This is a genomic window from Rhizobium ruizarguesonis (assembly GCF_017357285.1).
Taxonomy (GTDB): Bacteria; Pseudomonadota; Alphaproteobacteria; order Rhizobiales; family Rhizobiaceae; genus Rhizobium; species Rhizobium ruizarguesonis.
This window is the reverse complement of record NZ_CP071678.1, coordinates 2,859,545-2,885,576: the sequence shown is the minus strand read 5'-3', so window position 1 is coordinate 2,885,576 and position 26,032 is coordinate 2,859,545. Positions and strand designations below refer to the sequence as shown.

Annotated in this window: 22 protein-coding genes; 15 read left to right on the top strand and 7 right to left on the bottom strand. The window is 61.6% G+C overall.

The annotated features are described in order from the left end of the window. The first annotated feature begins 304 nt into the window (after positions 1-304). Positions 305-2,821: a leucine--tRNA ligase gene (leuS, locus tag J3P73_RS14275; RefSeq protein ID WP_130691948.1), complete on the top strand. Its 2,517-nt coding sequence runs from the start codon at positions 305-307 to the stop codon at positions 2,819-2,821. A gap of 57 nt (positions 2,822-2,878) precedes the next feature. Here leuS and J3P73_RS14270 read toward each other — a convergent pair whose 3' ends face one another. Then, positions 2,879-3,922 (bottom strand): LacI family transcriptional regulator, encoded by a 1,044-nt coding sequence (locus J3P73_RS14270; RefSeq protein WP_024322074.1) that lies wholly within the window; start codon positions 3,920-3,922, stop codon positions 2,879-2,881. Positions 3,923-4,375: 453 nt separating this feature from the next. Between J3P73_RS14270 and J3P73_RS14265 the strand changes: the two genes are divergently transcribed. From J3P73_RS14265 to J3P73_RS14210, 12 genes are all read left to right on the top strand, one after another. Further along, the gene (locus J3P73_RS14265) at positions 4,376-5,611 is read left to right on the top strand and encodes an ABC transporter substrate-binding protein (RefSeq protein WP_024322073.1); all 1,236 of its coding nucleotides are present in this window, start codon (positions 4,376-4,378) and stop codon (positions 5,609-5,611) included. A gap of 183 nt (positions 5,612-5,794) precedes the next feature. After that, positions 5,795-6,700, top strand: a complete 906-nt coding sequence (locus tag J3P73_RS14260) for a carbohydrate ABC transporter permease (RefSeq protein WP_017964644.1) — start codon at positions 5,795-5,797, stop codon at positions 6,698-6,700. Beyond that, positions 6,693-7,637, top strand: a complete 945-nt coding sequence (locus J3P73_RS14255; protein WP_024322072.1) for a carbohydrate ABC transporter permease — start codon at positions 6,693-6,695, stop codon at positions 7,635-7,637. The genes J3P73_RS14260 and J3P73_RS14255 overlap by 8 nt, the downstream gene beginning before the upstream one ends. Positions 7,638-7,641: 4 nt before the next feature. After that, positions 7,642-8,733, top strand: coding sequence for an ABC transporter ATP-binding protein (locus J3P73_RS14250; protein ID WP_018074626.1), 1,092 nt, complete (start codon positions 7,642-7,644; stop codon positions 8,731-8,733). 124 nt (positions 8,734-8,857) lie between these two features. Beyond that, on the top strand, positions 8,858-11,320 hold the full coding sequence (locus tag J3P73_RS14245) for a beta-mannosidase (protein WP_024322071.1): 2,463 nt from the start codon (positions 8,858-8,860) through the stop codon (positions 11,318-11,320). A 37-nt stretch (positions 11,321-11,357) separates the two neighbouring features. Continuing rightward, the gene (locus tag J3P73_RS14240; protein ID WP_130691946.1) at positions 11,358-12,119 is read left to right on the top strand and encodes a sugar phosphate isomerase/epimerase family protein; all 762 of its coding nucleotides are present in this window, start codon (positions 11,358-11,360) and stop codon (positions 12,117-12,119) included. Positions 12,120-12,128: 9 nt separating this feature from the next. Further along, the gene (locus J3P73_RS14235; RefSeq protein WP_024322070.1) at positions 12,129-13,262 is read left to right on the top strand and encodes a Gfo/Idh/MocA family protein; all 1,134 of its coding nucleotides are present in this window, start codon (positions 12,129-12,131) and stop codon (positions 13,260-13,262) included. 323 nt (positions 13,263-13,585) lie between these two features. After that, the gene (mgrA, locus tag J3P73_RS14230; RefSeq protein ID WP_018074630.1) at positions 13,586-14,617 is read left to right on the top strand and encodes an L-glyceraldehyde 3-phosphate reductase; all 1,032 of its coding nucleotides are present in this window, start codon (positions 13,586-13,588) and stop codon (positions 14,615-14,617) included. A gap of 97 nt (positions 14,618-14,714) precedes the next feature. Beyond that, the gene (locus J3P73_RS14225) at positions 14,715-16,328 is read left to right on the top strand and encodes a glycoside hydrolase family 43 protein (RefSeq protein WP_130655702.1); all 1,614 of its coding nucleotides are present in this window, start codon (positions 14,715-14,717) and stop codon (positions 16,326-16,328) included. 454 nt (positions 16,329-16,782) lie between these two features. Then, positions 16,783-17,709 (top strand): ABC transporter ATP-binding protein, encoded by a 927-nt coding sequence (locus J3P73_RS14220; RefSeq protein ID WP_130655701.1) that lies wholly within the window; start codon positions 16,783-16,785, stop codon positions 17,707-17,709. Then, positions 17,706-18,467, top strand: a complete 762-nt coding sequence (locus J3P73_RS14215; protein WP_018074633.1) for an ABC transporter permease — start codon at positions 17,706-17,708, stop codon at positions 18,465-18,467. Before J3P73_RS14220 ends, J3P73_RS14215 begins: the two co-directional genes overlap by 4 nt. 113 nt (positions 18,468-18,580) lie before the next feature. Further along, the gene (locus J3P73_RS14210) at positions 18,581-19,318 is read left to right on the top strand and encodes an SDR family oxidoreductase (protein ID WP_024322067.1); all 738 of its coding nucleotides are present in this window, start codon (positions 18,581-18,583) and stop codon (positions 19,316-19,318) included. On the opposite strand, the gene J3P73_RS14205 is transcribed toward J3P73_RS14210, so the two are convergent. From J3P73_RS14205 to J3P73_RS14185, 5 genes are all read right to left on the bottom strand, one after another. Next, positions 19,281-20,204: a LysR family transcriptional regulator gene (locus J3P73_RS14205; protein ID WP_024322066.1), complete on the bottom strand. Its 924-nt coding sequence runs from the start codon at positions 20,202-20,204 to the stop codon at positions 19,281-19,283. The genes J3P73_RS14210 and J3P73_RS14205 overlap by 38 nt on opposite strands. Before the next feature lie 129 nt (positions 20,205-20,333). Continuing rightward, positions 20,334-20,771, bottom strand: coding sequence for an EamA family transporter (locus J3P73_RS14200; protein ID WP_024322065.1), 438 nt, complete (start codon positions 20,769-20,771; stop codon positions 20,334-20,336). 166 nt (positions 20,772-20,937) lie between these two features. Then, on the bottom strand, positions 20,938-21,639 hold the full coding sequence (locus tag J3P73_RS14195; protein ID WP_024322064.1) for a TIGR02281 family clan AA aspartic protease: 702 nt from the start codon (positions 21,637-21,639) through the stop codon (positions 20,938-20,940). Then, on the bottom strand, positions 21,636-21,854 hold the full coding sequence (locus tag J3P73_RS14190; RefSeq protein ID WP_024322063.1) for a DUF1289 domain-containing protein: 219 nt from the start codon (positions 21,852-21,854) through the stop codon (positions 21,636-21,638). The genes J3P73_RS14195 and J3P73_RS14190 overlap by 4 nt, the downstream gene beginning before the upstream one ends. 18 nt (positions 21,855-21,872) lie before the next feature. After that, the gene (locus J3P73_RS14185; RefSeq protein ID WP_024322062.1) at positions 21,873-22,655 is read right to left on the bottom strand and encodes an adenosylcobinamide-GDP ribazoletransferase; all 783 of its coding nucleotides are present in this window, start codon (positions 22,653-22,655) and stop codon (positions 21,873-21,875) included. A gap of 157 nt (positions 22,656-22,812) precedes the next feature. On the opposite strand from J3P73_RS14185, the gene cobT reads away from it, so the two are divergent. Both cobT and J3P73_RS14175 read left to right on the top strand, forming a co-directional pair. After that, on the top strand, positions 22,813-23,829 hold the full coding sequence (gene cobT / locus J3P73_RS14180) for a nicotinate-nucleotide--dimethylbenzimidazole phosphoribosyltransferase (RefSeq protein WP_024322061.1): 1,017 nt from the start codon (positions 22,813-22,815) through the stop codon (positions 23,827-23,829). 139 nt (positions 23,830-23,968) lie between these two features. Further along, positions 23,969-24,358: a diacylglycerol kinase gene (locus J3P73_RS14175; protein ID WP_130691942.1), complete on the top strand. Its 390-nt coding sequence runs from the start codon at positions 23,969-23,971 to the stop codon at positions 24,356-24,358. Positions 24,359-24,463: 105 nt separating this feature from the next. On the opposite strand, the gene J3P73_RS14170 is transcribed toward J3P73_RS14175, so the two are convergent. After that, a complete protein-coding gene (locus tag J3P73_RS14170; protein WP_024322059.1) occupies positions 24,464-25,999 on the bottom strand; it encodes a sensor histidine kinase in 1,536 nt (511 codons plus the stop codon). Positions 26,000-26,032 lie beyond the last annotated feature (33 nt).

The window sequence follows — 26,032 nt, the reverse complement described above, 5'->3', positions numbered from 1 at the left end:
GCACGCGACGCACGACTTACCACCACGGCCTCCTGATCGGAGCCGAGTTAACACTGTCGTTTGCTTTCTCCTTATTTGCCTTGAGCCACAGTCCATGGACACCAGATCGTTTCCAAAGCCACATCGCGCTTTTTTCGTCCGGAGCGTCGCGCAGACGTCCTGCGCCGCAACTCCGCGCGCGTTTCGACTTAGCCGCGGCTGCCGGACGTCACCGGAGCACCGGCAGCCGTAGCTGCTCCTGAACCACAGAACGCCTCCATTTTTCAGGACACGCCGCAAAGCCGGCCGGCGCCAGGAGTAATTCATGCCTTATGATCCCACAAAGATCGAACCGAAGTGGCAGGCTTATTGGGCCGACCACCATATCTTCCGAGCGGAAATCGATCCGGCCAGACCGAAATTCTACGCACTCGACATGTTCCCATATCCTTCCGGTGCGGGCCTGCATGTCGGCCATCCTCTCGGCTATACGGCCACTGATATCACGTGCCGCTACAAACGCATGCGCGGCTTCAATGTCTTGCATCCGATGGGATGGGACAGTTTCGGCCTGCCGGCGGAGCGCCACGCGATGCGGACTGGTGTGCATCCCGACATCACGACGAAGCGCAATATCGAGACGTTTCGCGGGCAGGTGCAGAGGTTGGGTTTCTCCTATGACTGGAGCCGCGAGTTCGCCACGACCGACCCCGCCTATGTGCGCTGGACGCAGTGGATCTTCCTGAAGCTGTTCGAGAAGGGCCTCGCCTATCAGGCGGAGGTTGCGGTCAACTGGTGCCCGGCCGAGAACGCGGTGCTTGCCGACGAGGAGGTCAAGGACGGGCGCTATGTCGAGACCGGCGATCCCGTCATTCGCCGCAGGATGCGCCAGTGGATGCTGCGCATCACGGCCTATGCCGATCGGCTGCTACAGGGACTGGACGGCCTCGACTGGCCCGAAAACCTGAAAACCATGCAGCGCAACTGGATCGGACGTTCCGAGGGCGCCGAAATCCGGTTTCCGCTCGAGCACGGCAAAGAGGTCATCACCGTCTTCACGACGCGCCCAGAGACCCTGTTCGGAGCAAGCTATATCCTGCTCGCGCCGGAGCATCCTGCAGTTGCCGCCATCGTCGAGCCGGAAATGCGCAAGGCGGTGGCCGCCTATATTGCCGAAGCCGAAGGATTGGAAGAGACTGTACGGGCCGATGCCGGGCGCGAGAAGACGGGCATCTTCACCGGCGCTTATGCGATCAACCCTGCCAACGGAGCCCGGCTGCCGGTTTGGGTGGCCGATTACGTGCTGGCTGGCTACGGCACCGGCGCCCTGATGGCGGTGCCGGCTCATGACGCGCGCGACTACGCTTTTGCCCATGCGCACGAGCTGCCGATCATTCGCGTGATCGACAGCGAGGACGATATCGAAAAGGCGGCTTATGAGGGCGAGGGGGCGATGGTCAACTCCGGCTTCCTGGATGGCCTGGGCTCGCCGGAGGCGAGATCCGCCATCATCGCCTGGCTGCAGGCGAACGGCGCGGGCTGGCCGAAGGTCATGTACCGCCTGCGCGACTGGCTGTTTTCCCGCCAGCGCTACTGGGGTGAGCCGATCCCGGTGCTGCATCTGGCTGATGGCTCGGTGATGCCGCTGCCTGAGGAATGCCTGCCGCTGCTGCCGCCTGAACTGGACGACTACGCTCCGACGCCGGATGGCGAACCGCCGCTTGCCCGTGCGCAGGCCTGGGTCGAAACGATCGTGCCGGGCACCGACATTCCGGCACGGCGGGAGACCAACACGATGCCGCAATGGGCGGGGTCCTGCTGGTATTATCTCAGGTTCCTCGATCCGGAGAACACCAGCGAACCCGTCGGGCGCGAGGCCGAGCGCTATTGGATGCCGGTCGATCTCTATGTCGGCGGCGCCGAGCACGCGGTCCTGCATCTGCTCTATGCCCGCTTCTGGCATAAGGTGCTCTACGACATCGGCGTCGTTTCGACGGATGAGCCGTTCCAGCGGCTGTTCAACCAAGGCATGATCCTTGCTCATTCCTACCGCGATGCGGCGGGCCGGTATTACGCGCCGTCTTCCGTTGTCGGAGAGGAGGGTAGATGGTTCGCTGGGTCGGTCGAAGTGCAGCGCGCCGTCGAGAAGATGTCGAAGTCGCAGCTGAACGTTGTTAATCCCGACGATGTCGTCCATCAGTTCGGGGCCGACGCCTTGCGCCTGTACGAGATGTTCATGGGACCTCTGGACGCGGCAAAACCCTGGCAGACCGCTGGCGTGATCGGCGTGCGTCGGTTTCTGGAGCGTGCTTGGCGTATTGTCTGCGACGAGAGCGACGGACTCTCTCCAGTGGTGCTGGAGGCGGCCCCCGGCCCGCAGCTTCTGCGCTTGCGCCACCAGACGGTGAAGACCGTGACGGCGGATATCGAAGCAATTCGGTTCAATACCGCGGTTTCCCGGCTGATGGAACTGGCTAACGCACTGACGGTGGAAGCAGAGCGTCCGCGCGAAGTGGTGGAGACATTCGTGCTGTTGCTCGCACCCTTTGCGCCTCACATCGCGGAGGAGTTATGGAGCAAGCTTGGTCACGGGGAAACACTGACATGGGTTTCCTGGCCCACCTTCGATCCTGCAATGATCGAGATGGAGACCCGCGAATATGTCGTGCAGATCAACGGCAAGGTTCGCCACCGCTTCGAAGCCGCCGCCGACCTCGGCGAGGCGCTGCTTGCGGCGGCGCGATCCGAACCCGCTGTCATGGCCTTGCTCGACGGCAAAACGGTGGTCAAGGAAGTTCTGGTCCCGGGGCGACTGGTGAATTTCGTCGTCGAAGACCTGTGATGATCCAAAGCGGATCGTCGGATTTGAGCCCGACGGTCCGTTCCCTCAACCGACCGCCTACCTGCCGCTCTCCGGCCAGGTCGGCTGGCTTACGCTCTGCAGCAGTTCCGGTTCGACGCCGTCGATGCGTGCGATGACGGCTTTTGCCATTTCGCGGCCGGCTTGGCGCACGTCTTCCTGCGCGGTGATGATCTCGGGGCGGATCCAGTTCAGGATGGGCACCGATTGCTTGGAAACCATGTCGAGATCGCGGCCGAGCGCCTTGCCGGCGGCCTCGATGCCGGCATTGACGGCGATTGCAGCACTGCCGGCCGAACAGACGATGCCGTCGGGGGCGTTGCCCGAGCGCATCATCACCTCGACGATGTCGCGGATGTCGGCGAGCGGTGCGTCGGTGTTGACGCGTAGCGGCACTTCCTCGGCGCCGTAATCATGCAGGCCGGTCTGGAAGCCGATGCGGATATGGGCGTAGTAGGTGAGCTTGCTCGGCGGCTGCAGCAGGGCGATGCGGCGCCGGCCGCGCTTGACGAGCCTTTCCACCGCTTGATGCGCGAAGGCCTCGTTGTCGAAATCGTGGAAGGGGTGCGTCAAGCCCGCATCGGTGCGCCCATGCGTGGCAAAGGGCATGCCGCGCTCGCTCAGCAGCCGCACGCGCGGATCGTCCGGCTCGATGCGGGAGATGATGACGCCGTCGGCCGAACCGGTATCGAGGATATAGCGAACCGGCAGCATCGGGTCCTTGCTGTGGGAATGCGGCGTGATGACGATATGATAGGGCGTGCCGGATAGCACCTCGGAAATGCCGAAGACCATCTGGCTCGAGAAGCCCATGATCTCCTCGTCGATGCTGAGAACGAGGGCGATGACGTTGGTCTTGCCGGTGCGCAGGCGCACACCTGCCCTGTTCGGCTGGTAGCCGAGCTGGCGGGCGACCATGCGCACCCGCTCCTTGGTTTCCGCCCCAATATCCGGCGCATCCTTCAGCGCGCGCGACACCGTCGTCACGCCAAGGCCGGTCATGAAGGCGATCGTCTTCAACGTCGGGCGCTCGCGCGCTGCCGGCGTCGATGCCGCGTTCCCGAAATTTCCCTTGTTTTCCATCCCTTTAGGCCGTCCTGCGCGAATTGGTGTCGCTTATAGAGGCTTTTTCCAGCGTCGTAAGCCCGCCGCATGCCAAAATCGCACCTCCCTGAAGAATGCAATCTGTAACGATACAGTAGAAATGTCGAGTGCTTTTTGTTGTGTGCATTGCAGCATCATACGCATAGGTTGAATCGGCAATTCGTGCTCTGTTTTTTTGCGTTTGCGAAGAGGCTAAATCGCTCTGCTAAATTTATCATGTAAAATTATTACGTAAATTCAAATAGATAAATTGAAAACGCATGTGCGAGAACGGCCGACTGAATATCGCTTCAGGGGATGCGGCGCCTCTGATGGAAACAGCCAAAAGTAGCAATTCTCGTTATCGCGGAAAAATTTGCCTGCGGACAGTTGCGTGGAGAAATCGATTGATCTAAGTTTTTCCGGCAACGTTTCAGTGAGGGAGGAGAACTCATGAAAATCCGTATATTGGCGGCCGTGCTTGCCGCCTCGGTCGCGCTTCCGTTCGGCGGCGCCAACGCCACCGATCTCGAAGTCACGCACTGGTGGACTTCGGGCGGCGAATCCGCTGCCGTCGCCGAGTTGGCAAAGGCATTCGACGCCACCGGCAACCACTGGGTCGACGGTGCTATCGCCGGTTCCGGCGGCACTGCCCGTCCGATCATGATCAGCCGCATCACTGGCGGCGATCCAATGGGCGCCACTCAGTTCAACCATGGCCGCCAGGCCGAGGAACTCGTTCAGGCCGGCCTTATGCGCGACCTGACCGATGTGGCGACCGCCGAGCACTGGAAGGATATCATTCGTCCGTCGAGCCTGCTCGATTCCTGCACCATCGACGGCAAGATCTACTGCGCTCCCGTCAACATCCACTCCTGGCAGTGGCTGTGGCTTTCGAACGCCGCCTTCAAGAAGGCCGGTGTCGAGGTTCCGAAGAACTGGGATGAGTTCGTCGCTGCGGCTCCGGCTCTCGAAAAGGCCGGCATCATTCCGCTCGCCGTCGGCGGTCAGCCGTGGCAGGCGACAGGCGCTTTCGACGTGCTGATGGTCGCGGTCGCCGGCAAGGATACCTTCAACAAGGTCTTCAAGGACAAGGATGCGGAAGTTGCCGCCGGTCCCGAAATCGCCAAGGTGTTCAAGGCGGCCGACGATGCTCGGCGCATGGCCAAAGGCAGCAACGTTCAGGATTGGAACCAGGCCACCAACCTTGTCATCACAGGCAAGGCCGGCGGCCAGATCATGGGCGACTGGGCACAGGGTGAGTTCGCGCTCGCCGGTCAGAAGGCCGGTACCGACTATACCTGCCTGCCGGGCCTCGGCGTGAACGAGATCATCTCGACGGGCGGCGACGCCTTCTACTTCCCGCTGCTGAAGGACGAAGAAAAGTCCAAGGCGCAGGCGGTGCTTGCCAAGACCCTGCTCGATCCCAAGACCCAGGTTGCCTTTAACCTGAAGAAGGGTTCGCTGCCGGTTCGCGGCGACGTCGATCTCGCTGCCGCCAACGACTGCATGAAGAAGGGTCTCGACATCCTGGCCAAGGGCAACGTGATCCAAGGCACCGACCAGCTGCTTTCGGCCGACAGCCAGAAGCAGAAGGAAGACCTTTTCTCCGAATTCTTCGCCAATCCGTCGATGACGCCGGAAGACGCTCAGAAGCGTTTCGCCGGGATCATCGCTTCTGCTGACTGATCAGCAGATTTGCTGCCCTTGCGGTCCGGCTCCCATCGGGGCCGGATCGTTCCGGACGGTCGGTGATGGTCCGGCGGGCGGCGGCGTCTCTCTGGTATCTTCAGCAGGTTTCAGAGGTGGAGACGACAGGCGGCGCCTTGCCGTTCTGTTAGTTGTCGCAGTTGCGATTGAGGAGAAGTGTTTATGACGGGTCAAGCGCGAGCAGGCCGGCCAAACAAGTTACTGCGCAATCTGAATGCCAAGATTGCGTCTATCCCGATGATCCTGACAGCGCTGGTGATCTTTGTCGGCGGCACGTTTTGGACGGTCTTTTATTCTTTCACCAATTCCAAGCTCCTTCCGCGGTTGAGCTTTGTCGGCTTCGATCAGTACCAGCGCCTCTGGGCGGCACCACGCTGGGTGACGGCGATCGAGAATCTGGCTGTCTACGGCATCCTCTCGCTGATCTTCAGCCTGGTCATCGGTTTCATGCTCGCGGCGCTGATGGACCAGAAAATCCGCTTCGAAAACACCTTCCGCACCATCTTTCTCTATCCTTTCGCGCTGTCCTTCATCGTGACAGGCCTCGTCTGGCAATGGGTTCTGAATCCCGATTTCGGCATTCAGGCGGTGGTGCGCTCGATCGGGTGGACGAGCTTCACCTTCAATCCGCTCTATACGCCTGAAATCGTCATCTACGGCATTCTGATCGCGGCGCTGTGGCAGGGAACGGGTCTCGTCATGTGCCTGATGCTTGCCGGCCTGCGTGGGATCGACGAGGATATCTGGAAAGCGGCGCGCGTGGACGGCATTCCGATGTGGAGGACCTATCTCTTCATCGTGATCCCGATGATGCGGCCGGTCTTTATCACGACGATCGTGATCATCGCCTCCGGCATCGTCAAGGTCTACGACCTCGTGGTCGCGCAGACATCGGGCGGACCGGGCATCTCGTCGGAAGTGCCGGCGAAATATGTCTACGACTACATGTTCCAGGCGCAGAACCTGGGGCAGGGCTTTGCTGCCTCGACCATGATGCTCGTCACAGTCGCGATCATCATCGTTCCGTGGGCCTATCTGGAATTCGGCGGAGGGCGCAAGCGTGGCTGAAGTAGGAACTCTCAACACCACCGCTGCCGGCATCGACGCCGTCGGGGCTAAACTCGCCGAAGGCCCCAGCGGCCCCCGGCCACGCCCGGCACTGTCGGCGCGCAACATCATGCTCTACGGCACGCTGATCGTCGCAGCGCTTTACTATCTGCTGCCGCTCTATGTGATGGTGGTGACTTCGCTGAAGGGCATGCCGGAAATCCGGCTCGGCAACATCTTTTCGCCGCCGGTGGAGATCACCTTCGAACCCTGGGTGAAAGCCTGGGCGCAGGCCTGTACCGGGCTCAACTGCGATGGCCTGTCGCGGGGTTTCTGGAATTCGGTGCGCATCACGGTGCCGTCGGTCATCATCTCGATCGCGATAGCCTCGGTGAACGGCTACGCGCTGGCAAACTGGCGCTTCAGGGGCTCTGAGCTTTTCTTCTCGATCCTCATCATCGGCGCATTCATTCCCTATCAGGTGATGATCTATCCGATCGTCATCATCCTGCGCGAAATCGGCATCTATGGCACGCTGACCGGCCTCGTCATCGTGCATTCGATCTTCGGCATGCCGATCCTGACGCTGCTCTTCCGCAATTATTTCGTGTCGCTGCCGGAGGAACTGTTCAAGGCGGCGCGTGTCGACGGGGCGGGCTTCTGGCAAATCTTCCTGCGGATTATGCTGCCGATGTCGCTGCCGATCTTCGTGGTCGCGATGATCCTGCAGGTGACCGGCATCTGGAACGACTTCCTGTTCGGCGTGGTCTTCACCCGGCCGGATACCTATCCGATGACCGTGCAGCTCAACAACATCGTCAATTCCGTCCAGGGCGTGAAGGAATACAACGTCAACATGGCGGCAACGATCCTGACGGGTCTCGTGCCGCTCATCGTCTACTTCGTGTCGGGACGGCTTTTCGTCCGCGGCATCGCCGCCGGCGCAGTGAAGGGTTGATCTCATGAATATGAATGCAAGCGTCTCCATCAAGGATCTATCCCTGAATTTCGGCGCGGTCAGCGTGCTGAAGGATCTCAATCTCGACATCAACGACGGTGAATTCCTCGTTCTGCTCGGCTCGTCCGGCTGCGGCAAGTCGACCTTGCTGAATTGCATCGCCGGCCTGCTCGACGCCTCGGAAGGGCAGATCTTCATCAAGGGCAAGAACGTTACCTGGGAAGAGCCTAAGGACCGCGGCATCGGCATGGTGTTCCAGTCCTATGCGCTCTATCCGCAGATGACCGTCGAGAAAAACCTGTCCTTCGGTCTTCGTGTTGCCAAGGTGCCGCAGGCAGAGATCGACAAACGCGTGGCGCGTGCCTCCGAAATCCTGCAGATTCAGCCGCTCCTGAAGCGCAAGCCGGCCGAGCTTTCCGGCGGCCAGCGCCAGCGCGTGGCGATCGGCCGGGCACTGGTGCGCGATGTCGACGTCTTCCTGTTCGACGAGCCGCTATCCAATCTCGACGCCAAGCTGCGCTCGGAGCTGCGTGTCGAGATCAAGCGGCTGCACCAGTCGCTGAAGAACACGATGATCTACGTCACCCACGACCAGATCGAGGCGCTGACGCTTGCCGACCGCATCGCCATCATGAAGAGCGGCATCATCCAGCAGCTCGACGATCCGACGACGATCTACAACAGGCCGCGCAATCTGTTCGTCGCCGGCTTCATCGGTTCGCCGTCGATGAATTTCCTGCACGGCGAGCTGGTCAAATCAGGCGACGGCATTGCCTTTTCGGCCAACGGCGTCATTTTCTCGCTCGCTGCCTACGACGCCAGCGAGACGCTGCAGCCCGGCCGCAAGGTGGTGCTCGGCGTTCGTCCAGAACACATCAAGGTCAACGAGAATACCGGCGGCGAAGAACATGACGCCACCGTCGATATCGAGGAGCCGATGGGTGCGGACAATCTGCTGTGGCTGAAACATGCCGGTCACACGATGTCGGTACGTGTCAACGGCGCACGCCGCTTCAACGTCGGAGCCAAGGTGAAGCTCAGCTTCGACATGACGGTCGCCTCGGTCTTCGACGCCGAAAGCGAGCTGCGTCTCTAGAAGGTTCTGCGGGCGGGGCCGAAATGGCGCCGCCCTATTTCCAATCGGCCATCAGGCCAGCCAAATTCGGCCGCGGTCCGGCTTGTCCGGCGATTCCCAGGAGCGGTCCGATCAGGATATGACTATGACATCCTTGCCGAAGAACGGTTTCAACATCGACCTTTCCGGTTCGTGGCAGCTCGCCTCCGTCGACGGCGAGATCCGCACCGCGATCATGCTGCCGGGCGACGTGCACACGGCTCTGCACCGGGCAGGATTGGTCCCCGATCCCTATTTCGGCCGCAACGAGGAAAAGGTGCAGTGGGTCGCCGAGCGCGAATGGGCGGTCGAGCGCAGCTTCACGCTTCAGGAGGTCGAGGGCGACTGGTATCTCGATATCGACTATCTCGACACGGTCGCCAGCGTCCACGTCAACGGCTTCCTGGCGCTCGAAGCCGATAACAGCTTCCGCCGCTACCGGCCTGATGTCTCCAGCATGCTGAAATCAGGCGACAACAGTATCCGCATCGTCTTTGCCTCCAACATTGCCGTCGGCGCTGCGCGACAGAAGCAGCAGCCGTTCTACATTCCCTACAGTACCGGTAATTCGCCAATCCCCGACGGCAACATGCTGCGCAAGCCTCAATGCCATTTCGGCTGGGACTGGAACATCGCCATTGCCCCGCTCGGCCTTTACGGGACGATCGCGCTGAAGAAGCTCGAAACCGCGCGCATCGAACATGTGGTCACCCGCCAGACCCACAATAACGACGGCTCGGTCGACCTCAAAGTGACGGCGACGCTGTTTTCCAAGGGGCCAGACATTGCCCAGGTCTATTTTGAGCTCGACGGCGAGCGCGTGCGCCTGGATGTCGGCGTCAATGGCGAGACCCATGTCAACCACCTCTTCCATATCGACAATCCACGCCTCTGGTGGCCCTCCGGCAGCGGCGAGCAGGCGCTCTACAGGCTTTCCGTCGAATTGCCGACCGATGAAGTGACCAAGCAGATCGGCCTTCGCACCGTCGAGCTGATCACCACGCCGGATGCGTCAGGCAGCCGCTTCGCCTTCAAGGTCAACGGCCGCGAGATTTTCTGCCGCGGCGCCAACTGGATCCCGGCCGACGCGCTGTTTTCGCTGTCTTCGCCTGAGAAGACCGAGGATCTGCTGCAATCGGCCAAAGCCGCCAATATGAACATGATCCGCGTGTGGGGCGGCGGCTTCTACGAGCAGGATCATTTCTACGATCTCTGCGACCGGCTGGGCCTCATGGTCTGGCAGGACTTCATGTTCGCCTGCAACCTCTATCCCTCGACCGAGGACTTCCTCGACAATGTAACGATCGAGGTCGATTACCAGGTGCGCCGGCTCTCCTCGCATCCGTCGATCGTGCTCTGGTGCGGCGACAATGAGCTGGTCGGAGCGCTGACCTGGTTCGAGGAGTCGAGGAAGGATCGCGACCGCTATCTCGTCTCCTATGATCGGCTCAACCGCACGATCGAGCAGGCCGTGAAGAAGGCGCTGCCCGGCGCGCTCTGGTGGCCGTCGAGCCCGGCGTCCGGCTATCTCGATTTCGGCGATGCCTGGCATGCGGACGGGTCCGGCGATATGCATTACTGGTCGGTCTGGCACGAGAACAAGTCGTTCGACAATTACCGCACGGTGCGTCCACGCTTCTGCTCGGAATTCGGCTTCCAGTCCTATACCTCGCTGCCCGTCATCAAGACCTATGCCGAGGCGAAGGACATGAACGTCGCTTCCCCAGTCATGGAACTGCACCAGAAGAATGCCGGCGGCAACGAGCGCATCGCCGCCACGATGTTCCGTTATTTCCGCTTCCCCAAGGATTTTCCGAACTTCGTCTATCTCAGCCAGATCCAGCAGGGGCTGGCGATCAAGACAGCGGTGGAATACTGGCGGTCACTCAAACCCCATTGCATGGGCACGATCTACTGGCAACTCAATGACACCTGGCCGGTCGCCTCCTGGTCGAGCCTCGATTATGGCGGCCGCTGGAAGGCGATGCACTATCTCGTCAAGCGCTTCTTCCAGCCGGTCGCGGTCGCCGCCATTCCTTCCGACGACGGAAAGACGATCCGTTTCTCGCTCGTCAACGACACGCTTGCCGATGTCAGCGTTGATCTTGCAGTCTCGATCCTGACGGTAAAGGGCGAACGCCGGCACCTGAAGGACGTGCAGGCCAAATGTTCGCCGGATGCGGCCGTCACTGCCATGAGCATCGACGTTTCCGATATTCCCGAGGGAACGCTGCTTGCCTGGCACTTCACCGCGTCGAACGGCATGGGCGGCGAGGGGCATTACGTCAACGGCACCTACAAGGCGCTGGAGCTGGAGCCCGCGAGGCTGACGATCACCCACGAATATGTCGAGGAGAGTGGCTCTCTCGACATCAACGTCACCACTAGAGGACTTGCGCTTTTCGTGATGATCGAGACGGAGACGGACGGCAAATATTCCGACAACGCCTTCGATCTTGCCGCCGGCGAGAGCCGCCGCATCACCTTTACGCCGGCACGGCCGCTTGATCGCGGGGCGCTTCCGGAGTTCCGGTTCTACGACCTGTATTCCTGCCAGTCGGCGGATTGATCTTGAAAGAATGGGCACGAGGCCCAAGGAGAACATGATGACAAAACTCAGCTACCAGCTCTATAGCGCCCGCAACTTCCAGCCTTATTCGGCGATCTTCGAAAAGCTCGGCAAATCAGGCTATGCCGAGGTCGAGGGCTTCGGCGGCATTTATGCCGATCTCGACGATGCCGGGCTGAAGAGCCTTCGCGCTGAGCTCGACAAGAATGGCCTGGTCATGGCGAGCGGGCATTTCAGCCCCGATTTCCTCGAGAAGGAGGTCGAGAAGTCGCTGAACATTGCTAAGATTCTCGGCATGAATTCGATCTATGCGCCGCATCTGGCGGCCGAGGAACGCCCGTCCGACGCTGCGGGCTGGGTCGCCTTCGGCAAGCGCCTGCAGGAGATCAGCAAGCCCTACAAGGCTGCCGGCTACGAATTCGGCTGGCACAATCATGATTTCGAATTCTTCAAGCTGCAGGACGGCTCGCGGCCGATCGAGCACATCTTCGAAGGCGCGCCCGACATTTCCTGGGAAGCCGATATCGCCTGGGTGATCCGCGGCGGCGCCGATCCCTTCGCCTGGATCGAGAAGCTCGGACCGCGCATCACCGCTGTGCATGTCAAGGACATCGCACCGGCCGGCGAGGCGACGGATGAGAGCGGCTGGGCCGATGTCGGCCACGGCAAGGTCGAGTGGGCCAGGCTGATGACGGCGTTGCGCGCCACCAAGGCCAAGCACTACGTCGTCGAACACGACAACCCGAATGACATCGACCGCAACATCAGCCGCTCGATCGCATCCTTCCAGACCTACTGAGGCTTCATCATGACCAAGGAACTTGGCGTCGGCATCATCGGATGCGGCAACATCTCCACCACTTACTTCTCACTGGCACCGCTCTTCAGGGGGCTGAAGGTGCTGGCCTGCGCCGACATCAACGCGCAGGCGGCCGAGGCGCGCGCCAAGGAATATGGCGTCAAAGCGCAGACGATCGACGAGCTTCTCGTCAATGACGAGATCGACGTCGTCGTCAACCTGACGATCCCGGATGCGCATTTCCGGGTATCGAAGGCGATCCTCGAGGCCGGAAAACACGTCTATTCCGAAAAGCCGCTGGTGCTTTCGCTTGAAGAGGGCGAGGAGCTTCGCCACATCGCCAAGCAGAAGAACCTTGCCGTCGGCTGCGCGCCCGACACTTTCCTCGGCGGCGCCCATCAGCTCGCCCGCAAGTTCATCGACGACGGCGGCATCGGCCGAGTGACCTCGGGCGCCTGCTACGTGATGAGCCCCGGCATGGAGATGTGGCATCCCAACCCGGATTTCTTCTTCCTTCCGGGCGGCGGCCCGATCCTCGATCTCGGCCCTTATTACATCGCCAACCTGATCAACCTGATCGGCCCGGTCAAACGTGTCGGCAGTATGACCTCGATGGCGTCGCCGACCCGCACCATCACCAGCCAGCCGCGTAACGGCGAGATCATCCCGGTCAATACGCCGACGACGATCCAGGCGCTGCTCGAATTCGTCAACGGCGCCACGGTGACGCTGACGGCGAGTTGGGACGTCTGGTCGCATCGCCACGCCAACATGGAGCTCTACGGCACCGACGGCTCGCTCTACGTGCCGGACCCGAACTTCTTCGGCGGCACCGTCGAGGCAAGCGGCCGCGACAAGGACATCAAGCCGCTCGACGCCTGGGAGCATCCATTCGGCAAGATCAACCAGGAAAGCCCGAACGGATCGCGCGCCAACTACCGCACCGCCGGCCTTGCCGACATGGCGATGTCGCTGATCGAGGGCCGCGATGCGCGCTGCTCGCTCGACCGCACGCTGCACGGCGTCGACGTCATGACCTCGATCCTGAAATCGGGCGAAGAGGGTCGTTTCATCGACCTGACCACGACCTGCACGCAACCGGCCGCGCTTGGCATCGAAGAAGCGCAGGCGCTTCTGAAGTAGAGAGCACGCACGCCTTGGGCTTGCCGTATCGGCGCGCTTGTTACAATAGTTTCGTCAACCTCGGGCCTGTCCCACGGCTGTGCGGTTCGCGCCGATGGCTGCCCCTCACCCTAACCCTCTCCCCGTAAAGGCGGGGAGAGGGGACGCGCCAAACGCAGCGTCGAGGTCGAGGTTGAGGTTGAGGAAGGCGGCGCGGCGTGTCCCTTCGCCCCGTTTACGGGGAGAAGGTGGCGGCAGCCGGATGAGGGGCAGGTGTCGGCAATCTCTTGGGCCGATAATGTCTCATGACGACCATATAGCTATTTTATCAAGGAGACATTCAGATGAGCTGGCAACCGGCCGCAGACCGTTATTCGAAAATGAAATATAACCGCACGGGCCGTTCCGGCCTGAAGCTCCCGGCCGTCTCCCTCGGCCTCTGGCACAATTTCGGCGGCGACACGCCGCATGACCGCAAAATCGATATGTGCCGCACGGCCTTCGACCTCGGCATCACCCATTTCGACCTCGCCAACAATTACGGCCCGCCTCCCGGCAGCGCCGAGACCGCCTTCGGCGAAATCATGCGTACCGAATTCGTCGGGCTTCGCGACGAGTTGATCATCTCATCCAAGGCCGGCTACGACATGTGGCCTGGCCCTTACGGCGAATGGGGCAGCCGCAAGTATCTGATCGCCTCCTGCGATCAGAGCCTGAAGCGGATGGGCCTCGACTATGTCGACATCTTCTATTCGCACCGCTTCGACCCGGAAACGCCATTGGAAGAGACCTGCGGCGCTCTCGACCATATCGTCCGTTCCGGCCGGGCACTCTATGTCGGCATCTCCTCCTATAATTCGCAGCGCTCGAGAGAAGCCGCGGCAATCCTCAAGGAGCTCGGTACGCCGTGCCTGATCCACCAGCCGAGCTATTCGATGCTCAACCGCTGGGTCGAGGACGACAGGCTGCTCGATACGCTCGACGAGGTCGGCATGGGCTCGATCGTCTTTTCGCCGCTTGCCCAGGGCATGCTGACGACGAAATATCTCGGCGGCATTCCCGAAGACAGCCGCGCGGCGCAGAACCATTTCCTGAAGCGTGACTACATCCGCCCCTCGATCATCGACAATATCCGCAAGCTCAACGAGATCGCCGAAAGGCGCGGCCAGACTCTGGCGCAGATGGCGATCGCCTGGGTGCTGCGTGGCGGGCGCGTGACCTCGGCGCTGATCGGCGCAAGCCGCTCGTCGCAGATCGTCGATTGCGTCAAGGCGCTCGACAATCTCGAATTCAGCGTCGAGGAGCTTGCCGAGATCGACGTCTACGCCCGCGAGGCCGACATCAACCTCTGGGCAAAGTCCGCCGAACGCGAATAGCTACGTCAGGCCCGGAGGCAAGTCTTCCGGGCCTTTTTCTGCTATAATCTGATGTACGTACAGCAAAAAAGCACCGCCGGTCGGAGGAGACCCTGTCATGATCCGCAATCCCATTCTGCCGGGGTTCAACCCCGACCCGTCGATCTGCCGCGTCGGCGCGGATTATTACATCGCCACCTCGACCTTCGAATGGTATCCCGGCGTGCAGATCCACCATTCGCGCGACCTGGTGAACTGGACACTGGTGCGCCGGCCGCTGGAGCGCAGATCGCAGCTCGACATGCGCGGCAATCCCGATAGCTGCGGCATCTGGGCGCCGTGCCTGTCTTATGCCGACGGGCAGTTCTGGCTGGTCTATACCGACGTCAAGCGCTACGACGGCAATTTCAAGGACGCGCCGAACTACATCGTCACCGCACCCACGATCGAGGCCGAATGGTCCGAGCCGGTCTATGTCAATTCCTCCGGCTTCGATCCCTCGCTCTTCCACGACGATGACGGCCGGAAGTGGTTCGTCAACATGCAGTGGAACCACCGCACCGAAAGCTATGGCGGCTCGCCGAAATCGCCGGCCTTCGACGGCATCCTGCTGCAGGAATGGGATCCGGCGGCAAAGGCGTTAAAGGGGCCGATCAAGAACATCTTCGCCGGCAGCCCGCTCGGCCTCGTCGAGGGCCCGCATCTCTTCAAGCGCAATGGCTGGTATTATCTGACCACCGCCGAGGGCGGCACCGGCTACGACCATGCCGTCACCATGGCGCGGTCGCGAAAGATCGACGGACCCTATGAGATGCATCCGAACATGCATCTCATCACCTCCAAGGATCACCCGGGCGCGGTGCTGCAACGGGCAGGGCATGGCCAATATGTCGAGACGCCCGAGGGCGAGGCCTATCACACCCATCTCTGCGGCCGGCCGCTACCGCCGAAACGGCGCTGCACGCTGGGGCGCGAGACATCCTTACAGAAATGCGTCTGGCGCGACGATGACTGGCTCTATCTTGAAAACGGCACCTCAGTGCCCGATGTCGATGTGCCGGGCCTCTTTGGCGCGGTGCCGGTGGAAAAGCCGATGCGCAGCGAATACAGCTTCGACGGCGGCACGCTGCCTGCCGATTTCCAATGGCTACGCACGCCCGAGCCCGCGCGCATCTTCAACCTGACGGATCGTCCCGGCCATCTGCGCCTGATTGCGCGCGAAAGCATCGGCTCCTGGTTCGAACAGTCGCTGGTTGCCCGCCGCCAAGAGCATCACAGTTTCCGTGCCGAGACCGTGGTCGACTTCTCGCCCGACACCTACCAGCAGGTGGCGGGGCTGACGCATTACTACAACCGCCACAAATTCCACGCCGTCGCCGTGACGCTGCACGAGACACTCGGCCGCTGCGTGACGATCCTCTCCTGCAACGGCGACTACCCGAACGGACGGCTGAGCTTTCCCGCCGAAAGCGGGGTTTCGATTACCGCCGAGGGTCGTGTCCAGCTCGCCATGGAAATCCGCGAGAACGACCTGCAATTCTTCTGGCAGACCGAAGGTAAGGGCGCCTGGCAGCCGATCGGCCCGGTCCTCGACGCCGGTGTGATCTCAGACGAGGGCGGACGCGGCGAACACGGCTCCTTCACCGGCGCTTTCGCCGGCGTGTTTGCCTTCGACACGTCAGGCCGGGCGAAGATCGCGGATTTTGACTGGTTCAATTACGACGAGCTGTGAGGGCACCCCTGGTCGCTTTCATCCGCGGTGGACCACGGAAAGAATGAGGTGTGAAACGAAAAAAGAAAGCCGGCGCAGGGCCGGCTAAGACGAACGCGGCTGAACAGGGGATACTGGCCGGTTCCAAACACTTCGTGACTGAACAATAACTTTCACTACATGCCGAGGCAGCAAAAATGGGGCGCAACGAGAACACCCGGAGACGGCTCCGCAAAGGGGTGGGCGGCGGGGCGGATGCCGGTGCTGACCTCGGCTCTCTTATCGGGCACGAAGATCACCGGATGATGACATCTGAAGCCGGTCGCTGCCTTTCTTTCGCCGGCCAACCGCTTCGGCGGACCAACTATGTTAGCAGCGCGCGAATGCAGTGTTCATAGGCTTAAGGATGTTAAAGCGTTACAAAGGGACTATATAGCGGGCCGAAGTAACCTCCGAGAATCCGCAAGAGTCCCGCATGGCCCCCATCATTTCCGTTCAAAACCTTACCAAGACCTACGCCAATGGGTTCGAGGCCCTGAAGGGCATCAACCTCGACGTCGAAAAGGGTGAGATTCTGGCGCTGCTCGGGCCGAACGGTGCCGGCAAGACGACGCTGATCTCGATCATCTGCGGCATCGCCAATCCAAGCGGCGGCCGGGTACTGGTCGCCGGCCGCGACGTCGTGAAGGATTTCCGCGCCACCCGCGGGATGATCGGGCTGGTGCCGCAGGAGCTGACCACCGATCAGTTCGAAACGGTGTTCAATACGGTAAGCTTTTCGCGCGGTCTGCACGGCAAGAAAGCCAATCCTGCCCATATCGAGAAGGTGCTGCGCGCGCTCTCGCTCTGGGACAAAAAGGACAATATGCTGCGCCAGCTCTCCGGCGGCATGAAGCGGCGGGTGCTGATCGCCAAGGCGCTATCCCATGAGCCGGATATTCTTTTCCTCGACGAGCCGACCGCCGGCGTCGACGTGACGCTGCGCAAGGACATGTGGCATGTCGTCGAAGAGCTTCGGGCCTCCGGCGTCACCATCATCCTGACCACCCATTATATCGAAGAGGCCGAGGAAATCGCCGACCGCGTCGGCGTCATCAATGGCGGCGAATTACTGCTCGTGGAGGACAAGGCGGCGCTGATGGCCAAGCTCGGCCGCAAGCAGCTCATCCTCGATCTCACCGAACCGCTGAGCGGGCTGCCGGATTGTTTTGCCGGCAATGGACTGACGCTGGAGGCAGACGGCAACCGCCTGACCTATGATTTCGACACTGACGATGAGCAGGAAAGCATTGCGGCTCTGCTGACCCGGCTCGGCGAGAACAATATCCATTTCAAGGATCTCTCGACGCGGCAAAGCTCGCTCGAGGACATCTTCGTGGCGCTGGTGGGAGCGAGCAAATGAACGTCGAGGCCGTCAAATCCATCTATTTCTTCGAGATGGCGCGCACGCGCCGCACGCTGCTGCAGAGCGTCATCTCGCCCGTCATCTCAACCTCGCTCTATTTCATCGTCTTCGGCGCCGCTGTGGGATCACGCATTCAGGAGGTGGAGGGCGTGTCCTACGGCGCCTTTATTACGCCCGGCTTGATCATGCTGACGCTGCTTGGCCAGTGCATCAGCAACGGCTCTTTCGGCATCTATTTCCCGAAATTCACCGGCACGATCTACGAGGTGCTTTCGGCGCCGGTAGCGATGACGGAGATCCTGCTCGGTTATGTCGGGGCGGCGGCGACCAAGGGCATGATCATCGGCTTCATCATCCTCCTGACCGCCAATCTCTTCGTCGACGTCAGGATCGAACATCCCTTCATGATGATCCTATTTTTCTTGTTGACGGCGATCACCTTCAGCCTGTTCGGCTTCATGATCGGCATCTGGGCCGGTAATTTCGAGCAGCTGAACCTCATTCCCATGCTGGTCGTGCCGCCGCTGACCTTCCTCGGCGGGAGCTTCTATTCCGTCAGCATGCTGCCGCCGTTCTGGCAGGCGGTCAGCCACCTCAACCCGGTGCTCTATCTCGTCAGCGGCTTCCGCTGGAGTTTTTACGGGATCGCCGACGTCAACCCGGCGATCAGCCTGGCGATGATCACAGTGTTCCTGGTGATCTGCCTGGGAACACTCGGCTGGATCTTCAAGACCGGCTATCGGCTCCGAAACTGACCATTCACCCGAACACGTGTCATCGGAAAACTCGATGACACCATCGGTTTCTTCCGTTTTTCTTCCGCTCCGGTCCGAGGCATCTGCTGTATCAGCCGAGAAGGAGATGGCAGATGACGGATATCAGGATCGAAGGCGCGAGGATCATTATTGCTGGCGGCAGCTCCGGAATGGGGCTGGCGCTGGCGAGGCGTTTGCTCGGGGAAGGGGCGGCGGTGACGATCGCAGGACGCAGCGAAGACAAGCTTGCGGCGGCCCGCCGCGATCTCGGCGAGCATCCTGGATTGTCGACGGTTGCCGTCGATATATCGCGGGAGGAGGAGGTCGCGGCGCTGTTTTGCAATAGCGGGCCGGTCGATCACATCGTCAGCACGGCGGCCGATATCGAAGGAGCCTATCAGTTGCTGTCGTCGATTGAGCTGACGGCGGCGCAAAGGGTTGTCGAAAGCAAGTTCTACGGGCCGCTGCTGCTGGCAAAATATGGTGCCGTCCATCTGCCGGCCTCAGGATCGATTACCTATACGTCAGGTGTCGCGGCCTACCGGCCGGCGGCGCGTGGATCGGTGGTGGCGGCCGTCAATGCTGCGCTGGAAGGCTTGGTCAGGGCGCTGGCGATCGAGCTGGCGCCGATCCGCGTCAATGCCGTATCGCCAGGGTGGGTGGATACGCCGATCTGGAGCCTCGTTGCCGGTGACGCCAAACAGGCAATGCTGGAGGCGATGGCGGAGCGCCTGCCGGCCGGCCGCGTCGGTAAGCCGGAAGACATTGCCGATGCGATCCGCTTCCTGATCGGCAACGGATTCACGACAGGCACTATCCTGCATGTCGAAGGCGGACATCGGCTGGTCTGAGCGGCGAGAATTCTTCGCTTGCCGATTGCAGCAGGAGGGTAAGCACCGGCGGTTGCACGCGCCTGCGCCGCCACATCATCACCAGCGAGGCTGCAGGTGGTTTGCCCGGCCATGGCAGCTCGACGATGTTGCTCCGCGTTGCGGCCGGGCCGACCGCAAGGCGCGGGACGAGGCCAAAGCCGGCGCCGGATGCGACGAGCCGGACGATTGTCGCGATGCTGTCGGCTTCCGTGACGATTGGTGGTGCTGCAACATGTGCTTCTGCAAAGGCAGCGTCGAACAGGTGACGGTAGACGCAGCCGGTTTCGGTGGCGACGAAGGGGGCGGTGCTCAGGGCCGCAAGGCTCTCCGGTGGTCGGGCTTGCGAATCGCCGCCGGCAATCAGCACCAGCGGTTCGTCGCAGATGCGACGCGTCAAGAAGCGCTCATCTTGCTGCCCGCGATCGAAGGTGAAGGCGATGTCAATCGAGCCCTGCTGCAATTGCGCGAGCAATTCGCCGCTGCCGCCGACCTTGAGCTTGAGGCCGACGTTCGGGTTCTTCTTGCGAAAGAGTGCAAGCCACGGCGCCAGCCGCTCGGCGGCGATGGTTTCGAGCGTGCCCAAGGTGACGGACTGCTCCGCACTGCCGGCTGCCGCACCGACGGCGGCCTTCGCTTCCTCGTTGAGCGCTAATATCTCTTCGGCATAGGCCTTGAGGACCGCACCTGCCGGTGTCGGGACGACGCCCTGTCGGGAGCGGAGGAAGAGCTCTGCGCCGACTTCTTCTTCCAGCATCTGTATCTGGTCGCTGAGGCTTGATTGAGCCAGATTGACCTCGGCAGCGGCGCGCGTGAGATTTTCGTGTCGGATCACCGCAAGGAATGTCTTCAATTGTCGTGGGTTCATGTCGGGCTCCGGTATGGCGCGCGGAGGCGCCCTGACGCAGGATATCAACAAAGCAGAAGAGGCTGCAACGCAGGAGCATCTGGCGGCGAACTGATCATCTTGGTGCTGCGCTATTGCGTCCGATTCCCGTCAGGCGCGGCTGACGAGCAGGGCCCCGGAGATGATGAGGAGGGTGCCGGCGACGAGCTTTATTATGTCGAGCTCGGAGGCTTCGCCGAGAAAGACGGCGCCGATTGCCAGGGTCACCAGCACGTTGCAGCTCCAGATTGGGGCGAGTTTCGAGACCGGGACGCCGTAGGCGAAGAGCGTAAAGCTGATGAGGCCGGTACCGACGGCAAAGCAGGCGCCTGATGTGGCGGCAAAGCCAAGGCCCTCGGCGGTCCAGGGGGCGGGGCGCCAGATCAGTGCGGCGATCACGCCGGCGAGCGCGCAGGCAGCGCCGAAGGCGATCAGATAGACGGCGGAGCCGGTGGCGGCGGTCGCACTCTGCTTCTGGAAGATGGCGGTGATGCCCCAGAAAATGGCAGGCAGAATGCCGCCGATGACGATCGGCCAGAGTGAATTCATTGCGAAACTCCTGTCGCACCCATGGGTCAAGGCCTCGCCTTGGGCAAAGGCCGGTCGAACATGCGGTGCCACCAGACTAGGAGTTTCTTTTTGCTCTTTGTGGTCTTGTTGTTCTTGGGCTCAAGCTGTCAGATCCGGTCGTCGCCGTAAAGCGGCGGAGCCGCAATTAGTCGCGCATACGGAGTTCGTCGGTCTGCATCTGCAGCGAGCGCAGCGTTTCCAGGAAGCTCATGCCGAGCAGGCTCTGGTCGAGCCGGCCGTCCTCGGCGACGCTGGCTGCGACATTGTTGCGGACGATCGGGCCGATCGCCACCTGGTCGAGGGTGACAGGTGCTGCGCGGCCGCGGCCGTTGGCTGTCATGACCGTCATGGAATAGGTGAGGCGGGAGAGGTCGATACCGATCCGTTCGGCATCTTCGCGCGACAGCGCCACCATGCTGGCGCCGGTATCGACGAGCATCTCGATCGTCTGGCCGTTGACAGCGACATCGGCTTCGAAATGGCCGTTCAGCAGCTTGTGCAGAATGATTTCCTGGCCGCCCTCGCTTGTCGTGACGACAACGGCACGGCCGGGAACGAGACCGGCGAGCAGCCTGTTGCCGACGCCGAGTGCTTCCTGGCGATAGAGATAGACGGTCACGAGTGCCAGGATGATGACCAGCCAGATCATCATATGTCGCATCGTTTCACCGACGCTGCGCCGGCTCGCCCAGATGCCGGCCGATAGCATCAGCGCGATCGGCAGCAGGTAGACGACACGGCCGAAGTCATCACTCTGCAGGCCGAGGATGCGGCTGTTGTCATTGTTGACGATCAGCACGGCAAGGCCGATGCCGATTACGACGAGGAAGACAGTCAAACGAATCATAAAGGCCGCTCCGGCCCGGCGACGAGGCTTGATTTCATATGGTTCGGCACCGTGGTGGTGCCTGCAAGCCTTGCCGGCAGCAGTGCCATGATCTGTCTTCGCTCGGTGTCGGAGTAGCTCATCCAGCTGCTGATTTCCTGAAGAGTCCGCCCGCATCCGGCGCAAAATCCGGTGGCTGAAACGAGGGAGCAGAGGTGAATGCAGGGTGTTTGCATGAAGGATATATCGGAGTTTCAAAGAGCGGTGGCAAGGGCGCAAAGAGTGGCGATCTCGCAAATCTGCTGCGTCGCACCCAGCGTATCGCCGGTGTGGCCGGCAAGCTTGCGGCGGATGAAAGCGGTGAAGGCAAGGCCTGCGATACCGGTGGCGAGCAGGCTTACGATGAGCGGCCGCAGGCCGAAAGCCGGCCAGATCAGAAGCGCTGCGACGAGGCCGGCCGAGGCGAGCGCAAACTGCATCGCCGCCTCGTCCGGCTGGCCGGTCGAGGCGGCTACCCCATCGGCCTTTGCCGGTGGCAGCCGTTGCCAGTGCCAGGCGATGGCGCCGCGACTGAGGGCCGCGACTGCGGGAATGGCAAGGGCGGCAGCGAGCGGCGAGGAACGGCCGGCGATAGCGGCAAGCGCGGCTGCGCGGATCGCGAAGGAGAGGATCAGCGCTATCGCGCCATAGGTGCCGATCCGGCTGTCCTTCATGATGAGGAGGCTCTGCTCACGGCTCTTGCCGCCGCCAATGCCATCGGCCGTATCGGCCAGCCCGTCCTCGTGCAGCGCCCCGGTGACGATGACCTGAACGGAAAGCGCGATCAGGGCCGCCATCAGCGGATCGGCACGCAGCCCCAAAAGCAGGAAGAGGGCGAGTGCGGGGACGAAGCCGATGACGATGCCTGCGAGGGGAAAGGCGCGCACCAGCCGGCCAAGCCTGCCGTCATAGCCTCTGAACAGCGATTGCGGCAGGGGAATGCGGCTGAGGAAGGCGACGGCGCGGGCGGTATCGACCGCATGATCCTTGATCTTCATTCTACTTCGTTCCGCCCGGAGGTCTCGGCTTATGGTCGCGGCGGCGCTTTTAGAGTTGTTCGCCTCGTCCGCCCGCTTTAAGAGAGTTGCCACCCGCAAGGAAGCTGATTTGCGTGGAAAAAACAAGAATACCCGGATTCATAGGAAAACCGCACAAATGAGCGTTTCAGGCCTGCCGTTCGACGATTTCCGTACCCTGCTCCGCGACCTGCCGGGGCCGGATGCCCGCGCGCTGGTGGCTGCCCGCGAACGCGACGCACAACTGACCAAGCCGCCGGGCGCGCTCGGACGGCTCGAGGAGATTGCCTTCTGGCTTGCCGCCTGGACGGGCCGCACACCCGCCGTCAATCGGCCGCTGGTGGCGATCTTCGCCGGCAATCACGGTGTCACCAAACAGGGCATCACGCCCTTTCCGCCCACGGTGACGCAACAGATGGTCGATAACTTCGCGGCCGGCGGTGCTGCGATCAACCAGATCTGTGTTGCCTATGATCTCGGGCTGAAGGTCTTCGACCTGGCGCTCGATTATCCCACCGGCGACATTACCGAAGAGGCCGCGCTTTCCGAGCGCGATTGCGCCGCCACCATGGCCTTCGGCATGGAGGCGATCGCCGGCGGCACCGACCTGCTTTGCATCGGCGAAATGGGCATCGGTAATACGACGATTGCGGCGGCGATCAACTATGCGCTCTACGGCGGTTCGGCGCGCGACTGGGTGGGACCCGGCACCGGTTCGGAAGGCGAGATGCTGGAGCGCAAGATCGCGGCGGTGGAAAAGGCGGTGGCACTGCATGGTGACCATCTCGACGATCCGCTCGAGATCATGCGCCGGCTCGGCGGCCGCGAGATCGCGGCGATGGCCGGCGCCATTCTTGCCGCCCGCATGGAGCGCATCCCGGTGCTGATCGACGGTTATGTCGCGACCGCCGCGGCAGCGATCCTGAAGGCCGCCAATCCGTCCGCGCTCGATCATTGCCTGATCGGCCATGTCTCCGGCGAGCCCGGGCATCTTCGCGCAATCGAGATGCTCGGCAAGACGCCGCTTCTGGCGCTCGGTATGCGGCTCGGCGAAGGCACCGGTGCGGCGCTTGCCGCCGGTATCGTCAAGGCGGCCGCCGCCTGTCATTCCGGCATGGCGACCTTCGCCCAGGCAGGTGTGTCGAATAAGCATTAAGGCCGCGACGGGCGCCGTCGATCCGCACGCGTTCGCTTGCGCGCCTCAAGTGGATTCGGTATTTGCGTATTCGCTCATCAAAGAGGAGACGGCAAAGCCTCTCCCGGTCTGTGATGCAACGGGAAGAGGAGAGGGCATCTTGACGAAGCCTGCGGTGACGAAAGAGACCGGACTTCGGCATTTCATCGCCGCCGCCAGCTACTCTTGGGCGGGCTTCCTGCGGGTGCTGAAAGAGGCGGCCTTCCGTCAGGAACTCCGTTTCTTCGTCGTTTCGATCGCGGCGCTGGCGCTGGTGGGAGCGACTGCGGGCGAGATCGTCGTCGCGGTGCTTCTGTTTCTCGGGCTCTTTTCGATGGAGGCGATGAATACCGCCGTTGAAGAGGTGATCGACCGGATTTCGCCGGAGATTTCAATCGTCGGCAAACATGCCAAGGATCTCGGCTCCTTCGCGGTGACCTGCATGATCGCCGCCTGCAGCCTCTATCTCGGCTTCGTCCTCAGCAAGCACCTGTTCTTTGGATCCGGATGATTTCGCGCTGGATCGGCCTGAAGTCATCCGGATCCAAGTCTAAAAATTGGAGCATGATATTGCCCGAAAACCGTTCACGCTTTTCGGCATCATGCTTTAGCTGAATCAGGCAAAACTCTTGCGCTTGCGCGCGACGGCCTGAGCCTCCTCGACGGCCGGCAGGCTCTGGAGCACGCGCTTGGCGGGCAGGATGGCGATAACTTCGGTGCCTTCGCGTAGCTTCGATTTCAGCAGGAACTGTCCGTCATGCTTGGCAAGGATCGCCTGGACGATCGGCAGGCCGAGGCCTGTACCCTGTTCGGCGCTCTTGATGGCGATTGAGCCCTGGCCAAAGGCCGACAGGACGACGGGAATCTCTTCTTCCGGAATACCGGGGCCGTTGTCCTTGATCGAGATGTACTGTCCGCCGCCGGCTGTCCAGCCGACCTTGACGTGGATCTCGCCGCCCTGCGGCGTGAACTTGACGGCATTGGAGAGAAGGTTGAGCACCACCTGGCGCATCGACTTCTCATCCGCCCAGATGGCCGGCAGCTGGCGCTCGAACTGGTCCGAAATGGCAATGTTCTTGGCGCGGGCGCGCAGCTGGACCATGCCGATGCAATCTTCGGTGATATCGAGCAGCGAAATCGCCTCCTCGCTCAGTTCGTATTTGCCAGCCTCGATGCGCGACAGGTCGAGGATCTCGTTGATGAGATCGAGCAAGTGTTGGCCGGAGCGGTGGATATCGCCGGCATATTCCTTGTAGGTCGGATTGGCGAGCGGTCCCATGACTTCGGCCGACATCACCTCGGAAAAGCCGAGGATGGCGTTTAGCGGGGTCCTGAGCTCGTGCGACATGGAGGCAAGGAAGCGCGACTTGGCGAGGTTTGCCTCTTCGGCGCGGCGGCGAGCCTCGTCCGACATCGATTTCGCCACTTCCAGCTCGGCGATCAGGTCGTCCTTCTCCGACTGATAGGAGAGAATCCTGAGGTTCGACTTGAAGAGCCGGTCGCTGATATAATTGAAGAAGACAAGGGTGGTGGTGAAGGCCCCCGTCAGGCTGATTTCGAGGAGGTCGCGTGACAGGCCGCTCTTGGCGGCGAGTGCCAGGACCGCAGGTGAAAAGGCGGCGAGCACGGCCGGCGTCAGCATGAAGTTCGACATCGCCGTAACGGAGAGCGCGATCAGCAGCGTCGTGCCCTTATAAAGAATGAAGCTCGACGGCTCGCAGGTATCGCAGCCCTGCAGCGCAAAGACGGCCCAACAGCAGCCGAGGAGGAACTGGCCGAGCAGCAGCAGCCGGCGCCATTTGCGGGCGCTCTCGGAGGTAATCTCCTGCCGGCGCGCGCGCCTCGCGAGCAGGATATTACCGGCGTGACAGGTGAGCGTCAGCAGCGCCCAGAAGAGCAATTGCGTGTTCTGGGTGAAATAGACGCCAAGCGCGGTGATGATGACGACGAAGAGGGGCATGATCGTCGCGCTCTGCAGCACCGACGCCACATACATCTTGAGCACGTCAAGATCGAAGGAGGAATTGGACGCGTGACCGGACTGAAGACGTTCGCGCGTCTGCCGCACGGCCTTGGAAACGGCCTTGTTGCGGTGGCTGCGCGACCTGTCGACGATGATCTTGTCGGTCGATGTGCTTACGCCGGTACTCATGTGCACGTTGAAACTTCATCCCAGGGTGGATAA

Coding starts and splice junctions, on each gene's coding strand:
- leuS (WP_130691948.1), top strand. CDS start 305: ATGCCTTATGATCCCACAAAGATCGAACCGAAGTGGCAGGCTTATTGG.
- J3P73_RS14270 (WP_024322074.1), bottom strand. CDS start 3,922: ATGGAAAACAAGGGAAATTTCGGGAACGCGGCATCGACGCCGGCAGCG.
- J3P73_RS14265 (WP_024322073.1), top strand. CDS start 4,376: ATGAAAATCCGTATATTGGCGGCCGTGCTTGCCGCCTCGGTCGCGCTT.
- J3P73_RS14260 (WP_017964644.1), top strand. CDS start 5,795: ATGACGGGTCAAGCGCGAGCAGGCCGGCCAAACAAGTTACTGCGCAAT.
- J3P73_RS14250 (WP_018074626.1), top strand. CDS start 7,642: ATGAATATGAATGCAAGCGTCTCCATCAAGGATCTATCCCTGAATTTC.
- J3P73_RS14245 (WP_024322071.1), top strand. CDS start 8,858: ATGACATCCTTGCCGAAGAACGGTTTCAACATCGACCTTTCCGGTTCG.
- J3P73_RS14240 (WP_130691946.1), top strand. CDS start 11,358: ATGACAAAACTCAGCTACCAGCTCTATAGCGCCCGCAACTTCCAGCCT.
- J3P73_RS14235 (WP_024322070.1), top strand. CDS start 12,129: ATGACCAAGGAACTTGGCGTCGGCATCATCGGATGCGGCAACATCTCC.
- mgrA (WP_018074630.1), top strand. CDS start 13,586: ATGAGCTGGCAACCGGCCGCAGACCGTTATTCGAAAATGAAATATAAC.
- J3P73_RS14225 (WP_130655702.1), top strand. CDS start 14,715: ATGATCCGCAATCCCATTCTGCCGGGGTTCAACCCCGACCCGTCGATC.
- J3P73_RS14220 (WP_130655701.1), top strand. CDS start 16,783: ATGGCCCCCATCATTTCCGTTCAAAACCTTACCAAGACCTACGCCAAT.
- J3P73_RS14215 (WP_018074633.1), top strand. CDS start 17,706: ATGAACGTCGAGGCCGTCAAATCCATCTATTTCTTCGAGATGGCGCGC.
- J3P73_RS14210 (WP_024322067.1), top strand. CDS start 18,581: ATGACGGATATCAGGATCGAAGGCGCGAGGATCATTATTGCTGGCGGC.
- J3P73_RS14205 (WP_024322066.1), bottom strand. CDS start 20,204: ATGAACCCACGACAATTGAAGACATTCCTTGCGGTGATCCGACACGAA.
- J3P73_RS14200 (WP_024322065.1), bottom strand. CDS start 20,771: ATGAATTCACTCTGGCCGATCGTCATCGGCGGCATTCTGCCTGCCATT.
- J3P73_RS14195 (WP_024322064.1), bottom strand. CDS start 21,639: ATGATTCGTTTGACTGTCTTCCTCGTCGTAATCGGCATCGGCCTTGCC.
- J3P73_RS14190 (WP_024322063.1), bottom strand. CDS start 21,854: ATGCAAACACCCTGCATTCACCTCTGCTCCCTCGTTTCAGCCACCGGA.
- J3P73_RS14185 (WP_024322062.1), bottom strand. CDS start 22,655: ATGAAGATCAAGGATCATGCGGTCGATACCGCCCGCGCCGTCGCCTTC.
- cobT (WP_024322061.1), top strand. CDS start 22,813: ATGAGCGTTTCAGGCCTGCCGTTCGACGATTTCCGTACCCTGCTCCGC.
- J3P73_RS14170 (WP_024322059.1), bottom strand. CDS start 25,999: ATGAGTACCGGCGTAAGCACATCGACCGACAAGATCATCGTCGACAGG.